Genomic DNA, 13,655 nt, shown 5'->3' on the forward strand with positions numbered 1-13,655 from the left:
TGGATCAGATCCGGTAGCCGGAGCCGGGGACGGTGACGATGACCGGGGGTTCGCCGAGCTTTCGGCGCAGGGTCATCACGGTGACGCGCACGACGTTGGTGAACGGGTCCGTGTTCTCGTCCCAGGCCTTCTCCAGGAGTTGCTCCGCGGAGACGACGGCACCCTCGCTGCGCAGCAGCACCTCCAGGACGGCGAACTCCTTGGGCGCGAGCTGGACTTCCTTGCCGTCGCGGAACACCTCGCGGCGGTTCGGGTCGAGCTTGATGCCGGCGCGCTCCAGGACGGGCGGCAGCGGCACGCTGGTGCGCCGGCCGAGGGCACGCACGCGTGCCGTCAGCTCGCTGAACGCGAAGGGCTTGGGCAGATAGTCGTCGGCGCCGATCTCCAGGCCCTCGACACGGTCGCTGACGTCGCCGGACGCGGTGAGCATCAGCACGCGGGTGGGCATGCCGAGCTCGACGATCTTGCGGCAGACGTCGTCTCCGTGCACGAGCGGGAGGTCGCGGTCGAGGACGACCACGTCGTAGTCGTTGACGCCGATGCGCTCCAGGGCGGCCGCACCGTCGTACACGACGTCGACGGCCATGGCCTCCCGGCGCAGTCCGGTGGCCACCGCATCGGCGAGCAGTTGCTCGTCCTCGACGACGAGTACGCGCACGTCGCTTGTCCTTCCTCTGTCCACCCGCGTAGCGCGCCTCGGCGCATGCGGGCAGGGTCTTCGTGGCTGTGTGACCTCCATCCTGCCCTTTTCGGCCATAAGTCGGCTGTAAGGCGGCCGGGCGCGAGATGAAGGTCGGGTGTGAGGCCCGGGAATGCGGGATTTTCTCGGTGGGTTGAGGTTTCCACGGAAGGGAGCGGGGGGAGGACGGCTTTACACCCCGCGATCACGCTCTGCACGTGGCAAGCCACCTTGTGGTACGTCCAACCGCTTCCGCAGAGCGGGCGTGGGTGTCCGGCACCGTCGCCGCCCAGCCAGGGCAGCGCTGGGCACCCCAATACCGCAGACGTGATCGCCCCTTCCGGACGGCACACCCCCGTGCCAAACGACCCACGACCCAGGACGAGGGGGCGCAGCATGGACGCATTCACCGCAGGACTTCTGCAGCGCATAAGGGCGACCGAGACCGACCTGACGCGGGCTCGTGACGAGGGCGACGACTTCCTCGTCGAGGTGGAACAGGCCGAGCTCGACGACCTGCGCCGCCTCGCCGCCGACCACGGTGTGGAGGTCGGCGCGACGAGCGTCTGATCAGTGCGGCCAGCAGGACGACAGAACCCCGGCGAATCCAGCGCCGGGGTTCTGTCGTTTTCCGCCCCTGAAACCCACGGCGTTCAGCTCAACCCCGGGCGAGGGCCCACCAAGTCCAACTGTCCCCACGCGGACGGCCGAGAGGGAGCCGTAGGGGCGCGCCGGTGTCGAGAGGCTGGGGGTCCCCCCTCTGGGGGAGCGCGGAGACGCGCAGCGCCGAGCACGGTGGGTCTCTCGACACCGGCTCCCAGCGCCCCGAAGGCGACCGAACCAAAAGAGGTGCGCGCGTGGGTGCCTGCTCAACACGGGCCCACCTACGCAGCAGCTTCCCAGCACCGGCCCAGGCACCCCAGACCACTCACGTCAGTCGTGCCACGCCCCGAAGTCCTCCAACAGGCGCTGGAGGGGCTCGAAGACGCCTGGGGTGCCCGCGATCGCCAGATCGCGTGCGGGGCGTTCTCCCGGGCGTCCACCGGTCAGGGCGCCCGCCTCACGGGCGATCAGGTCCCCGGCCGCGAGGTCCCACGGGTTCAACCCCCGCTCGTAGTAACCGTCCAGGCGCCCCGCGGCCACGTCGCACAGGTCGACCGCCGCCGAACCGCCCCGCCGGATGTCACGCAGCAACGGGATCAACTTCTGCGCCACGTCGGCCTGGTGGCTGCGGACCTCGGTGACGTAGTTGAAGCCGGTCGAGACCAACGCCTGCTCCAGGGGTGCCGCGGGACGGCAGGCGAGCCTGCGTTCGCCCTCCCACGCGCCCGTGGCCCACGCCCCGCCGCCGAGCACCGCGTGGAACGTCTCGCCGCGCATCGGGACCGCGACGACCCCGGCGACGGTCTCGCCGTGCAGCTCGGCGGCGATGGAGACGGACCAAGTGGGCAGTCCGTACAGGTAGTTGACCGTGCCGTCGAGCGGGTCGATGACCCAGCGGACGCCGCTGGTGCCCGTGACGGAGGCGCCCTCCTCGCCCAGGAAGCCGTCGTCGGGGCGCTGTTCGGAGATCAGGTCGGTGATCAGCTTCTCGGCCGCGATGTCCATCTCGGTGACGACGTCGATCGGGCTGGACTTGGTGGCGGCGACCGCGAGGTCGGCCGGGCGTCCGTCCCGCAGCAGGGCGCCGGCCTTGTAGGCGGCTTCCTGGGCGAGTGCGAGCAGTTCCTGGTGCAGGGGGTCGGTCACGGCGCTCCTCAGGCGTAGGGGCTGTCGGCGCCCGCGGCGGCGGGGCGGGGGGCGCGGGCCGGGCAGCAGCCCACCGGGCAGAGGTTGTGGCCGGCGCCGAGCGCGCCCAGGGCGCAGGGCGTGACCTGGTGCCCGCTCTCGACGGCGGCGCGCTCCAGGACCAGCTCGCGGATCGCGGCGGCGAAGCGCGGGTCGGCGCCCACGGTGGCCGACCGGCGTACGGGCAGGCCCAGTTCGGCGGCCTTGGCCATGGCCTCTGTGTCGAGGTCGTAGAGGACCTCCATGTGGTCGGAGACGAAGCCGATGGGTGCCATGACGACCGCGGGGACGCCGGCCGCGTGGCGCTCCTCCAGGTGGTCGCAGATGTCGGGCTCCAGCCACGGGATCTGCGGGGCTCCGGAGCGGGACTGGTAGACGAGCTGCCAGGGGTGGTCGACGCCGGTACGCTCGCGGACGGCGTCGGCGATCAGCCGGGCGACGTCCAGGTGCTCCTCGACGTACGCCCCGCCGTCCCCGTGGTCCTCGACCGGGCCGGAGCTGTCCGCCGCGGCGGTCGGGATGGAGTGGGTCGAGAAGGCGAGGTGCGCGCCGTCCCGGACGTCCTCGGGGAGGTCGACGAGGGAATCGAGCACCCCGTCGATCATCGGTTCCAGGAAGCCGGGGTGGTTGAAGTAGTGGCGCAGCTTGTCGACCTTCGGGAGGTCGAGCCCCTCGGCCTCCAAGGCGGCCAGGGAGTCCGCGAGGTTCTCGCGGTACTGGCGGCAGCCCGAGTACGAGGCGTACGCGCTGGTGGCGAGGACCAGGATGCGGCGGCGGCCGTCGGCGACCATCTCGCGCAGGGTGTCCGTGAGGTACGGGGCCCAGTTGCGGTTGCCCCAGTAGACCGGCAGGTCCAGGCCGTGGTCCGCGAAGTCCTTGCGGAGGGCGTCCAGGAGGGCGCGGTTCTGGTCGTTGATCGGGCTGACCCCGCCGAACAGGAAGTAGTGCTGCCCCACTTCCTTGAGGCGTTCCTTGGGGATGCCGCGCCCACGCGTCACGTTCTCCAGGAACGGAACCACGTCGTCCGGGCCTTCGGGGCCGCCGAACGAGAGCAGGAGGAGGGCGTCGTAGGGGGTGGCATCGAGCACGTCTGGCATGCCTCCGATCCTGCCACCCGCCACTGACAGCCGGGAAACGGCGGGGTGCCGGACGGGGGTCGGGACGGAGATCCTCTTGCGGATCGGGGCAGAGATCCAGGCGCCTCACTGGCGGGTGCATCGGGGCCGACCTGCTCGTAAGCTGTATCAGCCGCATTCGCACCTTACCGAGCCGTCACTGCCCCTCACCGGGCCGTGACTGCTCCCCCCGAGCCGCCCCCGCTTCTTCCCGACCGGAGACCCCCGTGCCCAGCCCCTATCGCGCCCTCTTCGCCGCACCCGGCTCCAAGGGCTTCTCCGCCGCGGGGTTCCTCGGCCGTATGCCCCTGTCGATGATGGGCATCGGCGTGGTCACGATGATCTCCCAGATCAACGGGCGCTACGGGCTCGCGGGCGCCCTGTCGGCCGCCATCGCGCTGGCCGCCGCCGCGATCGGGCCGCGGATCTCGCGCTGGGTCGACCAGTACGGGCAGCGGCGGGTGCTGCGGCCGGCGACGCTCGTCGCGCTGACCGCGGCGGCCGGGCTGCTGCTGGCCGCCCGCTTCGAGTGGCCGGACTGGGTGCTGTTCGTGTGCGCCGCCGGCATCGGATCGGTGCCGAGCCTGGGGGCGATGGTCCGCGCGCGCTGGGCGGCCGTGTACCGGGGCACCCCGCAACTGCACACCGCGTACTCCCTGGAGTCCGTGGTCGACGAGGTGTGCTTCATCTTCGGGCCGATCATCTCCATCGGACTGTCCACGGCGTGGTTCCCGGAGGCCGGTCCGCTGCTCGCCGCCTGCTTCCTTGCGGTCGGCGTCTTCTGGCTGACCGCGCAGCGTGCCACCGAGCCCGCGCCGCATCCACGCGCGCGTGGGGACAAGGGCGGTGGTTCGGCGCTGCGAACGGCCGGTCTCCAGGTGCTGGTGGCCACGTTCGTGGCGACCGGGGCGATCTTCGGGGCGGTCGACGTGGTCACCGTGGCGTTCGCCGACGAGCAAGGTCACAAGGGCGGCGCCAGTGTGGTGCTCGCCCTGTACGCGGCGGGCTCCTGCGCGGCGGGAGTCGTGTTCGGGCTGATGCGCTTCCGGGGAGCCCCGGAACGTCGGTGGCTGCTGGGCATATGCGCGATGGCCGTGAGTATGATCCCCCTCCTACTGGTCGGAAACTTGCCGCTTCTGGCCGTGGCGCTGTTCCTTGCGGGCCTGTCCATCGCACCCACGATGATCACGACGATGTCCCTCATAGAAGAGCACGTACCTCGCGCGAAGCTCACCGAGGGCATGACCTGGGTGAGCACCGGCCTGGCGGTCGGGGTCGCGCTCGGCTCCTCCGTCGCCGGCTGGGTGATCGACGCGGCCGGCGCGCGTGCGGGGTACGGGGTTCCGGTCGTCGCCGGTGCCGTCGCGGTCGCGGTGGGTTTCCTCGGGTACCGCCGGCTCAGCAGACCGGCACCGGGTCGGGGAGGCACCGTTGAGCACCACAGCGAGCGCGAAGAACGGCACGTGGCGTAACTGGGGCGGCACGGTCGCGTCCCGGCCCGCGCGGGAGGTCACGCCCGCCTCCGTGGAGGAACTGGCCGCGGCCGTACGGAGGGCCGGTGAGGACGGTCTGACGGTGAAGGCCGTCGGCAGCGGGCACTCCTTCACGTCGATCGCCGCCACGGACGGTGTGTTGATCCGCCCTCAACTGTTGACCGGCATCCGCAACATTGATCGCGATGCCTTGACGGTCACGGTCGAGGCGGGCACCCCGCTCAAGAGACTCAACATGGCCCTCGCGCGCGAGGGTCTGTCGCTCACGAACATGGGCGACATCATGGAGCAGACGGTCTCGGGCGCGACCAGCACCGGCACCCACGGCAGTGGCCGCGACTCGGCCTCGATCGCGGCCCAGATCAGGGGACTTGAACTGGTCCTGGCGGACGGTTCGGTGCTGACCTGCTCCGAGAAGGAGAATCCGGACGTCTTCGCGGCGGCCCGCATAGGCCTCGGCGCCCTGGGCGTCATCACCGCGATCACCTTCGCCGTGGAGCCCGTCTTCCTGCTCACGGCCCGCGAGGAGCCGATGCCCTTCGACGAGGTCACCAGCCGCTTCGACGAACTCTGGACCGAGAACGAGCACTTCGAGTTCTACTGGTTCCCGCACACGGCGTCCACCAACACCAAGCGCAACAACCGCAGCATGGGCCCGGAGCAGCCCGTGAAGCCGCTGGCGGGCTGGTTCGACGACGAGTTCGTGGCCAACGGCCTCTGGCAGGTGGCCAACATGGTCGGCCGCGCGGTGCCCGCGACCGTTCCGACCATCGCTCAGATCTCCACCCGGGCCTGGTCCGCACGGACGTACACGGACATCCCCTACAAGGTCTTCACCTCGCCCCGCCGGGTGCGGTTCGTGGAGATGGAGTACGCCGTTCCGCGCGCGGCCCTGGTGGACACGCTGCGGGAACTCAAGGCGATGATCGACCACTCGGACTTCAGGATCAGCTATCCGGTGGAGGTCCGCACCGCCCCTGCGGACGACATCGCCCTGTCCACCGCCTCCGGCCGGGACAGCGCCTACATCGCCGTGCACATGTTCCGGGGCACGCCCTACCAGGCGTACTTCACCGAGGCCGAGCGCATCTTCACCGCGCACGAGGGCCGGCCGCACTGGGGCAAGGTGAACACCCGGGACGCCGAGTACTTCGCCGGGGTGTACCCGCGCTTCGGCGAGTTCACGGCGCTTCGGGACCGGCTGGATCCTGATCGCCGGTTCCAGAACGACTACTTGCGGAGGGTGCTGGGTCAGTAGCCGACGCGCTCGGCGTGGGGGTCGGCGTACCGCCGCCGTCCGAAGCACTGGGCGTCGGCGTCGGACTCGACGTCGTATCGCCGCTGTTGGACTCTGCGCCACCGTCGGTCGCACCGGATGACGTCTCCGGGTCGGCCGACGGGCCGTTCGAGGAGCCGGACGGGGAATCGGTCGGACTCGGCTCGCCGTCACCGGACTTCGGGGACGAGGACGTGTCGTGGCCGGTGACGGCGGCGCTGACCGTGGTCCCCTTGCCACCGCTGAAGCTGTCGCCGGACACCAGTTCGTAGACGGTGATCCCGGTCATGGTGACCCCGAAGACGAGGGCCGCGGCGAGCAGCGGGCGCCTCCAACTGCCCACCCGCGCGCGGTAGACCGTGGCCTCCGTGAACTCCCCTGGACGAGCGGGAGTCTGTGCCGCCTCCTCGGAGGTGACGGTCGCTTCCCGGAGCTGTGCGCCGGTCCGGCTGAAGAAGTGCTGGAAGACGGAGCCTCCGGAGGTGGCTATCGCGCTCACGACGCCGGCGCCGAGGATCGTGCCGTAGACCCCGAAGTAGGAGGCGAGCTTGGCGGCCACCACCGCCGCCACCGCGCCGCCCGCGACTTGAGGGACGCTCAGATCGATCCGCTTCTTGCTGACATCGGGCCTTGCACGCATTCCGGGACCTTGCCTCGCTTTCTCGTACCTGATCAACTATCTGTACGACAAAGGGACGTACGGTCGAAACCAATAGTTCCGTTTCCGGCTATTGCGTGAAGTACGCCACTTTCAAGATCGCCCGAACCCCGCTCCAGGCCGCCAAGTCCCGCCCCCCACAAGAAGTTGGGCGGCGTGCCAATCCACGCACGTGGTCCAAATGGAGTACTGTTGCGAGCCCTGGGTGCGGTCTCCTGCCAGGGCGTCCGCGGCCTCAATGGACCGCCCAGAGGAGGCCAGTTGCACAGGGTGACGTAGTTTGTCACTTAGCGTTGCGAATAGGTAACCGTGCCATAACGGCGAGTTCGGGCCCGCGCCCGACACGCCGGGCAACTCGGCAAGGTTGTGGCAGGCTGCACCCGGGCAGGCCACACTCGACTAGCGGAAGCAGCGACGCACGTGACGTCGGCAGGCACCACCCGGGAGGTCCCCATGCCCGAACTGCGTGTCGTGGCCGTCTCTAACGACGGCACACGGCTGGTGCTGAAGGCTGCGGACAGCACGGAGTACACGCTTCCGATTGACGAGCGTCTGCGCGCCGCTGTACGCGGCGACCGTCCCCGCCTCGGCCAGATCGAGATCGAGGTGGAGAGCCATCTCCGCCCCCGAGACATTCAGGCACGTATACGTGCCGGCGCCTCCGCGGAGGAAGTCGCCCAACTAGCCGGTATCCCCGTCGACCGAGTGCGGCGCTTCGAGGGTCCCGTCCTCGCGGAGCGCGCCTTCATGGCCGAGCGCGCCCGGAAGACCCCTGTCCGCCGCCCCGGCGAGAACGCGGGACCCCAGCTCGGCGAGGCCGTCCAGGAACGTCTCACGCTGCGCGGCGCCGACAAGGAGACCGTCCAGTGGGACTCCTGGCGCCGCGACGACGGCACCTGGGAAGTCCTGCTCGTCTACGTCGTCGCGGGCGAACCGCACTCGGCGAGCTGGACGTACGACCCGCCCCGGCGGCTCGTCCAGGCCGTCGACGACGAGGCGCGCTCGCTGATCGGCGAGTCCGACGACCTCTCCGTCACACCCGAGCCCAGCTTCCCGTTCGTGCCGCGGATCGCCCGGCTGCCCCGGGACCGGCCGCTGGACCGTGCCCTGGAGCGCCCGGAGCGTCCCGCGCTGCCGTCGCCCGAGCCGGTCGAGGAGAGCGAGCGCGACTCGCTGACCAGCCTCCTGGAGGCGGTACCGAGCTTCCGCGGCGACATGGTGGTCCCCGAGCGCCCCTCGGATCCCCCGGAGGAGCCCGCGGCGGAACCGGAAGAGGAGGAGCCCCCGGCTCCCGCGGCCTCGGCCGGTTCGGCGTACGCGGATGTCCTGATGCCCCGCTCCGTAGGGGCCCATCGCGACCGGCTCATCGGCTCCACCGACCGCCAGGCCGAGGCGGACGGCGTCCGTCCGGGTCGTAGAGCGGCCGTTCCGAGCTGGGACGAGATCGTCTTCGGGACGCGCAGGAAGAAGCAGGAGTAGCAGGACAGTTGCTCGTACGGAGGCCCGCAGCCGGTTCGGCTGCGGGCCTCCGTCGTCGTACGGGATACGGCTACTACGGGTGTACGGGTACTACTGGGGGTCCGGGCCCACGGCCACCGGCCGCTCCGGGTCCGCGGACCACTCCGACCAGGAGCCCACGTAGAGCGCGGCCGGAATCCCGGCGACCGCCAGGGCCAGTACCTCGTGGGCGCCCGAGACGCCGGAGCCGCAGTACACGCCGACGCCCGAACCCTCCGTAACGCCAAGGGACTTGAAGCGGGCGGCCAGTCGCTCCGGCGGGAGGAAGCGGCCGTCCGGGCCCACGTTCTCGTTGGTCGGGGCGGACAGGGCGCCCGGGATGTGGCCGCCGACGCGGTCGATCGGTTCCACCTCACCCCGGTAACGCTCCCCCGCGCGGGCGTCGAACAGGATGCCGGTGCGGGCGAGGGCGGCGGCTCCGTCGGCGTCGAGGAGTTCCACGGCGCCCGGTTCCGGGGTGAAGTCGCCCTCGGTCGGCGTCGGTGCGGCCGTCTCCAGAGACCCCTCCCAGGAGGGAAGGCCGCCGTCGAGGACCCGCACGTCCGGGTGACCCGTCCAGCGCAGCAGCCACCACGCGCGCGCCGCCGCCCAGCCCTGGCCGCCGTCGTACACAACGACCGGCCGGTCGGCCGACACGCCCGCGTGGCGCATCGCGGCGCCGAAGCGCGCGGTGTCCGGCAGGGGGTGGCGGCCGTGGGCGCCGGCGGCCGAGGCGAGTTCCTGATCGAGGTCTACGTAGACGGCACTTGGGATGTGCCCGGCCGCGTACTCGACGTGGCCGTCGAAGGGCGGCTCACCTGCGGCCTTCGCGACGCCGAGCTGCCAGCGGACGTCGAGCAGGACCGGCGGGTTCGTCCCGGCGAGATCGCTCGCCAGTTCGGATGCGGAGATGATGGCGTTCATGGCCACCATCCTCGCGCAAGGGGTGGCCGTGGCGTCCAGGTCCGACTACTCTGCTCGGCCGGACAGTCTCGATCACGAGGCGTACGGGAACGAGCACATGCTGTACAGCTGATGGACACCCCTCGGCAATCATCCGGAAACGGACGAGTGGCCGCAGATCGGTCATCCTCCCCAGGTGAGCCGCCCGTCGACGGCGCGGCCGGGACGCGGTGCGTCACGGGGGGTGCGAGCATCGGCACGGGGCGTGCACGCGGCTGCGGCACGCGGATCCGCACTGCGGAAGCGATACGGCCACCGCGAGGGGCCTAGGAGAAGGTGACGATGACCGAGGCACGGGGGTCGGCCGGCCTGAACGGCGACACGCACACTCGGCGTACGCAGGGCTCGCCCTGCTGGGTGAGTCTGATGGTGCACGGGATGGCCACGACTCAGGAGTTCTACGGAGAGCTGTTCGGTTGGGAATTCCAACCCGGTCCCCAGCAGCTCGGCCCCTACGCGCGGGCCCTGCTGGACGGGCAGGAGGTGGCCGGCATCGGGCAACTGCCTCCGGACCGGCATCTGCCCATCGCGTGGACGCCGTATCTCGCCTCGGACGACGTCGACCAGACGGCCGAGACGGTACGAATGTGTGGCGGGACGGTCGGGGTGGGCCCCCTGGACGCGGCCGAGGCCGGCCGGCTCGCGATCGGCTCGGACCCGTCGGGGGCGGTCTTCGGCATCTGGCAGGCCTCCGACCACCTCGGCACGATCCTCACCGGCGTCCCCGGCACACCCGCCTGGAACGAACTGCTGACCTCCGAGACCGCGAGCGTCGCCAAGTTCTACGAGGCGGTGTTCGGCTACGAGGAAGTACCGGTGGCCTCCGCCGACCTCGACTACGTCACCCTGCACCTGGACGGCCACCCGGTCGCCGGCATCCACGGCGTCGGCACGGCCCTGCCCCGCGACCGGGGCCCGCACTGGATGACGTACTTCGAGGTGGCCGACACGGACGAGGCCCTACGCCGCGTCACGGACCTCGGCGGGCACATCCTCACACCACCCCACGACAGCCCCCACGGCCGCGTGGCGACGGTCGCGGACCCCGAGGGCGCGATGTTCTCGGTGATCGAGGGACCGCGGTAGTCCTTCGGGTCGCTTCGGGTGCGGTGCGGGCGGATCATGGGGGTCATCAGCCGCTCCGCACACCTGGAGGAGCGATGCGTCGTCGTACAGCACCGCTGTTGACTTGTCTGCTGGCAGTTCCGGCGCTGGCTCTGGCGCCGATGTCCGGCAGCAAGGTGGGCGACACGTTGGGCCTCACCGGTATCAAATCCGGTGAGAAGCTCGACGTGACCGTCGTGAAGGTCGTCGATCCGGCCCGTGCCGGGCAGTACGAGACCCCGTCCGCGGGAAACCGTTTCGTGGCGGTGCAGTTCAAGCTCAAGAACACGGGAACCGTCGTCTACAAGGACTCGCCGTCCAACGGGGCGACCGTGATCGACAAGGACGGGCAGCGGTTCTCGGAATCGTTCAACGATTCCACGGCCGGTCCGTCGTTCCCGGGCAGCGTCACGATCAGCCCCGGGAAGACGGCCCTCGGCTTCATCACGTTCGAGGTGCCGAGGGCATCACGCATCGTCGGCGTCCAGTTCGCCATGGACAGCGGGTTCTCCGACGACGTCGGCGAATGGCAGGTGCCCTGAGCGCTACGCCGACGTCATCGGCAGCACATCCGGTGACAGCGCCGCCGCCCGCGCCGTAGCCGCCGTCATCCGGCGGCGGTGATGGCGGCGGCACAGGACCTCGTAACCGACCGCTTCCGCCTGGTTGACGTCGCCTACGACGACTTGCGCGCCCTCGACGACCATCTCGCCGCCTATCGTGCGGGCGTTGTGGGTGGCGCGGGCGCCGCACCAGCAGAGGGCCTCGACCTGGAGGACCTCCACGCGGTCGGCGAGTTCGACCAGGCGTTGGGAGCCGGGGAAGAGCTTGGAGCGGAAGTCGGTGGTGATTCCGAAGGCGTAGACGTCGAGGCTCAGGTCGTCGACCACGCGCGCGAGTTGGTCGATCTGCACCGGCGCCAGGAACTGTGCCTCGTCGGCGATGACGTAGTCCGCGCGACCGCCCTGGGAGAGGTGGTCGACGACGTACGCGTAGAGGTCCTGCTCGTCCTCGACCTCCACCGCGTCGGTGACCAGGCCGAGGCGTGAGGAAAGCTTTCCCTCGCCCGCGCGGTCGTCGCGTGTGAAGATCATCCCCGCCAGGCCGCGCGCCGAGCGGTTGTGCTCGATCTGGAGCGCCAGGGTCGACTTCCCGCAGTCCATCGTTCCGGAGAAGAACACCAGCTCGGGCATGGGGAGTTGAGCACCTTTCGGCAAGACGGAGGACGGTGGGACTTCAGGAGCGTACTTCGAGCAGGGGGACGAGCTGCTCGGCAGGGGTCATCGAGCCGTGGTTGCCGACCATCGCCGACTCCTTCGGCTCGCGCTCGGACGCGATGATCAGGACGTCGTCCCGGGCCGCCGCGATCACGTCGCCGAGGCGGTCGTGGACGCGCTCGTCGATGTGCGGGCCGAACCAGCCGGCCGCGATCGCCTCGTCCCGTGAGGCGATCCAGAACTGCTCGCCGAGGACCTCGCGCCAGCAGGTCAGCACGTCGTTCTCGGCGCCCCGTACCGCGTAGACATGGCGGGCGCGGCCCTCGCCGCCGAGGAGGGCGACGCCGGCGCGCAGTTCCCAGTCCGCGTCGAAGTCGATGCGGTGGTCCTCGTCGAAGGGCACGTCGATCATGCCGTGGTCGGCGGTGACGTACAGCGCGCTGCGCGGCGGGAGTTGCTCGGCGAGGCGCTGGACGAGCCGGTCGACGTACATGAGTTGACCGCGCCAGGTGTCGGAGGCGACGCCGTGGCGGTGGCCGGCGCCGTCGAGTTCGGCGTAGTACGTGTACACCAACGAGCGGTCCCCGGCGGCCAGTTGCTCGGCCGCGAGGTCCATGCGCTCCTCGCCGGTGAGCCGCCCGTGGAACGTGCCGCCGCTGAGCGCGACCTTCGTCAGCGGGGTGTTCTGGAACGTGGGCGAGGAGACCTGCGCGGCGTGCACGCCCGCGTCCTGGGCCAGTTGGAAGATCGTGGGGTACGGCTGCCAGACCCCCGGCTTGGTCCACGGCTGCCAGCGGAGCTGGTTCATCAGCGCGCCGGTGTCCGGGTTGCGCACGGTGTAGCCGGGCAGGCCGTGGGCGCCGGGCGGCAGGCCGGTGCCGACGGAGGCGAGGGAGGTCGCGGTGGTCGCCGGGTAGCCGGCGGTGAGCGGACGTCCGGTGCCGCCGCGCGAGCTGCCGAGGAGTGCGTGCAGGTACGGCGCCTCGTCGGCGTGGTCCTTGATCTGCTCCCAGCCGAGGCCGTCGATCAGGAAGACGCAGTTGCGGTCGGCCGGGGTCAGCTCCGGGATCGCCGCGGTCGTACCGGGTACGCCCATGCCCGCGGCCAGCGTGGGCAGCAGGTCGGCGAGGGAGCCGGAACCGTACTCGGGAACGGGCGCGGACTCGACGGCCAGGGGCTCGGGGTGGTCCCAGGTAGCTGGCTGTGCCATCAGCGGGGAACGTCCGCGGTCGCCTCGGAGAGAGCCTGCGCGAAGGCGAGGGTCTGCTGCACCGTCTCCGGGCCGTCGCCGGCCTCGCTGACGCGCAGGCTCAGGTCGTCCGCCGTCGAGTTGCCCGTGTAGCCGTGGTCCGCCTCGCAGTTGGGGTCGCCGCAGGCGGCCGGCTCCAGGTCGATCCGGGCGACGGCACCCCAGCCGATGGTCAGCACGACCTCGCGCGGCAGCGTGCCCGGCGTGTACGACTCCGGGTTGGCGACCACGCGGCTGAGCACCACGGACGAGATCCGGCCGAGCTTCACGGACTCCGTGGACGTCGTCGCGTACGGCGTCGGGGAGGTGCTGTCGGCGGCCTGCTCGTCGGTGTGGCTGACGATGAAGCGGTTGCCGGTGAGGACGAGCACGGTCACATGCCGGCGCACCTCGTTCTGGTCGAACGTGGTCTCCTGGTGGACCAGGAACGACCGCATCGGCTCGCCGCCCACGGCGGCCTCCACCGCCTCGGCCACGAGGGCCGGGTAGTAGCCGCTGCGCTCGATCGCCGCACGCAGCCCCTGGGTCGTCGTACTGGTCTTGGCCATGACGTCCATCCTACGGTGGCGCACTGACTGCGAGGCACCGCCGAGCACGGTCTCGTCACAGCTGTCTC

Annotated in this window: 14 protein-coding genes; 6 read left to right on the forward strand and 8 right to left on the reverse strand. The window is 70.7% G+C overall.

The window, feature by feature from the left end:
- Positions 1 to 4 precede the first annotated feature (4 nt).
- Positions 5 to 658 carry a response regulator transcription factor gene (locus tag OG194_RS11575; RefSeq protein ID WP_010983842.1) on the reverse strand — a complete coding sequence of 218 codons (654 nt, stop codon included), beginning with the start codon at positions 656 to 658 and terminating at the stop codon, positions 5 to 7.
- Between the two features lie 417 nt (positions 659 to 1,075).
- Between OG194_RS11575 and OG194_RS11580 the strand changes: the two genes are divergently transcribed.
- Entirely contained in the window at positions 1,076 to 1,249 is a 174-nt protein-coding gene (locus OG194_RS11580; protein WP_019061061.1) for a hypothetical protein, read from the forward strand.
- Between the two features lie 363 nt (positions 1,250 to 1,612).
- On the opposite strand, the gene OG194_RS11585 is transcribed toward OG194_RS11580, so the two are convergent.
- Both OG194_RS11585 and OG194_RS11590 read right to left on the reverse strand, forming a co-directional pair.
- The gene (locus OG194_RS11585) at positions 1,613 to 2,428 is read right to left on the reverse strand and encodes an inositol monophosphatase family protein (RefSeq protein ID WP_327400786.1); all 816 of its coding nucleotides are present in this window, start codon (positions 2,426 to 2,428) and stop codon (positions 1,613 to 1,615) included.
- An 8-nt stretch (positions 2,429 to 2,436) separates the two neighbouring features.
- On the reverse strand, positions 2,437 to 3,564 hold the full coding sequence (locus OG194_RS11590; RefSeq protein WP_327400787.1) for a ferrochelatase: 1,128 nt from the start codon (positions 3,562 to 3,564) through the stop codon (positions 2,437 to 2,439).
- A gap of 245 nt (positions 3,565 to 3,809) precedes the next feature.
- On the opposite strand from OG194_RS11590, the gene OG194_RS11595 reads away from it, so the two are divergent.
- Together OG194_RS11595 and OG194_RS11600 are read left to right on the forward strand one after the other, a co-directional pair.
- Entirely contained in the window at positions 3,810 to 5,054 is a 1,245-nt protein-coding gene (locus OG194_RS11595; protein WP_327400788.1) for an MFS transporter, read from the forward strand.
- Entirely contained in the window at positions 5,014 to 6,333 is a 1,320-nt protein-coding gene (locus OG194_RS11600; protein ID WP_327400789.1) for a D-arabinono-1,4-lactone oxidase, read from the forward strand. The genes OG194_RS11595 and OG194_RS11600 overlap by 41 nt, the downstream gene beginning before the upstream one ends.
- Here OG194_RS11600 and OG194_RS11605 read toward each other — a convergent pair.
- Positions 6,257 to 6,991, reverse strand: a complete 735-nt coding sequence (locus OG194_RS11605) for a hypothetical protein (RefSeq protein ID WP_327400790.1) — start codon at positions 6,989 to 6,991, stop codon at positions 6,257 to 6,259. The two genes, OG194_RS11600 and OG194_RS11605, sit on opposite strands and share 77 nt — an antisense overlap.
- A 471-nt stretch (positions 6,992 to 7,462) precedes the next feature.
- Here OG194_RS11605 and sepH point away from each other — a divergent pair, with 471 nt between their 5' ends.
- Positions 7,463 to 8,488 (forward strand): septation protein SepH, encoded by a 1,026-nt coding sequence (gene sepH, locus OG194_RS11610; protein ID WP_327400791.1) that lies wholly within the window; start codon positions 7,463 to 7,465, stop codon positions 8,486 to 8,488.
- A 90-nt stretch (positions 8,489 to 8,578) separates the two neighbouring features.
- On the opposite strand, the gene OG194_RS11615 is transcribed toward sepH, so the two are convergent.
- Positions 8,579 to 9,430, reverse strand: coding sequence for a sulfurtransferase (locus OG194_RS11615; protein ID WP_327400792.1), 852 nt, complete (start codon positions 9,428 to 9,430; stop codon positions 8,579 to 8,581).
- Positions 9,431 to 9,751: 321 nt separating this feature from the next.
- Between OG194_RS11615 and OG194_RS11620 the strand changes: the two genes are divergently transcribed.
- Both OG194_RS11620 and OG194_RS11625 read left to right on the forward strand, forming a co-directional pair.
- Positions 9,752 to 10,555, forward strand: coding sequence for a VOC family protein (locus OG194_RS11620; RefSeq protein WP_327400793.1), 804 nt, complete (start codon positions 9,752 to 9,754; stop codon positions 10,553 to 10,555).
- 74 nt (positions 10,556 to 10,629) lie between these two features.
- A complete protein-coding gene (locus tag OG194_RS11625; RefSeq protein WP_327400794.1) occupies positions 10,630 to 11,115 on the forward strand; it encodes a DUF4352 domain-containing protein in 486 nt (161 codons plus the stop codon).
- 3 nt (positions 11,116 to 11,118) lie between these two features.
- On the opposite strand, the gene OG194_RS11630 is transcribed toward OG194_RS11625, so the two are convergent.
- From OG194_RS11630 to OG194_RS11640, 3 genes are read right to left on the reverse strand one after another with little or no spacing between them, the layout of a single operon-like run.
- Positions 11,119 to 11,766 (reverse strand): thymidine kinase, encoded by a 648-nt coding sequence (locus OG194_RS11630; protein WP_033283967.1) that lies wholly within the window; start codon positions 11,764 to 11,766, stop codon positions 11,119 to 11,121.
- Positions 11,767 to 11,809: 43 nt separating this feature from the next.
- Complete coding sequence (locus tag OG194_RS11635; RefSeq protein WP_327400795.1) at positions 11,810 to 13,000, reverse strand: alkaline phosphatase family protein; 1,191 nt, start codon at positions 12,998 to 13,000, stop codon at positions 11,810 to 11,812.
- Complete coding sequence (locus OG194_RS11640) at positions 13,000 to 13,596, reverse strand: DUF5998 family protein (RefSeq protein ID WP_327400796.1); 597 nt, start codon at positions 13,594 to 13,596, stop codon at positions 13,000 to 13,002. Before OG194_RS11640 ends, OG194_RS11635 begins: the two co-directional genes overlap by 1 nt.
- Between the last annotated feature and the right edge of the window lie 59 nt (positions 13,597 to 13,655).

Origin of the sequence: Streptomyces sp. NBC_01288 (assembly GCF_035982055.1) — a bacterium.
In the GTDB taxonomy this organism is placed as follows: Bacteria; Actinomycetota; Actinomycetes; order Streptomycetales; family Streptomycetaceae; genus Streptomyces.